1 protein-coding gene is annotated in these 1,010 nt (G+C 46.6%); it reads right to left on the reverse strand.

Going from position 1 to position 1,010, the window contains the following annotated elements; translation table 11 throughout:
- The coding region (locus tag ACFIJS_RS09015; protein ID WP_375651284.1) for a DUF4815 domain-containing protein at nucleotides 1-1,010 on the reverse strand (1,010 nt) is incomplete at both ends.

The raw sequence follows: 1,010 nt of genomic DNA on the forward strand, positions 1-1,010 counted from the left end.
CGTGTTTCATCGGGGGTAAAGACTTGCGCTTGTGGGTCAAATTGCGTCCATATCTTCACTGTTGTGGTGCGCCGCATCACTTTCACATCAATCAGACCTTGTCCGGTAAAAAGTCCCGTTGCAATGGTGCCCCCTTTCCCCTGTGCCACGACATTTTTTGTACCAGCGGTAATATTTTGTGGAATCGTGAAAGTGCCCTCAAGGACGCCTTGTCTATCGGCAACAAGGCGGCTCGCTGGCAAAATATCCACACCATCAAAGGTAAGACTTTCCAAGATTTCGCTACTGCCAAAACCTTCAATTTTAAAGTGAAGGGTAATTTGTCTTAAAAAGTCGATTTGTTCTTGGTGTGTGTTGATGAAATTATCGCTTACTTCTGTTCTACGTATGGTACTGCCGCGATGTTTTCCCATAATGATTTGATTGGTCACGCTTGAGAGCCAATCGGTGCGCTGTTCGTGCCAAAAGTCTGTTGCGGGTTCAAGGGTTACTGTACCAGGCAGCGGTGCAAAATTTTGATAGGGGTTGATCTTTTCGCAAGCCGTTGTCAATTCTTGCGCAATGATCACTTCATTTGTCCAGTCAAGGGTGACAGGCGCTTTTAAAGGAGCAGTATAGAATGTTGGGTCAATAGCAAGCTGCAAAATGCCATTGCCTACAGCCCCCGTTTGTTGAAAGCCTTCATCTCTGTAACTATCATCGAGAAAAGGATCAGCAAACATGCCTTTTTTGGCAACAGGCTCTTTAGAGTCTACATTGCTTTTAATGCGCTCTAACTGCATCAACCGGTCAAGGGAAAGCACCCGTTGAAAATAGTGCCACATCTCATCATAGGGGGCAACACGAGTGCCATCATTGACCACAAGGGGGGTACTAAGCCAATTGTTGGTAATGGTTGCGAGCGACAACACCTCATCAGGGACACTAGGTGCCATGGGTTGGTCTGAAGAAATCCCTTTGATATAGACGACATTTCCCCCTGTGTTGAGACCAATACGGTCAATGCGGGG

The sequence above is a fragment of the Bartonella sp. OT172YNZD genome (assembly GCF_042193725.1).
GTDB lineage: Bacteria > Pseudomonadota > Alphaproteobacteria > Rhizobiales > Rhizobiaceae > Bartonella > Bartonella grahamii_A.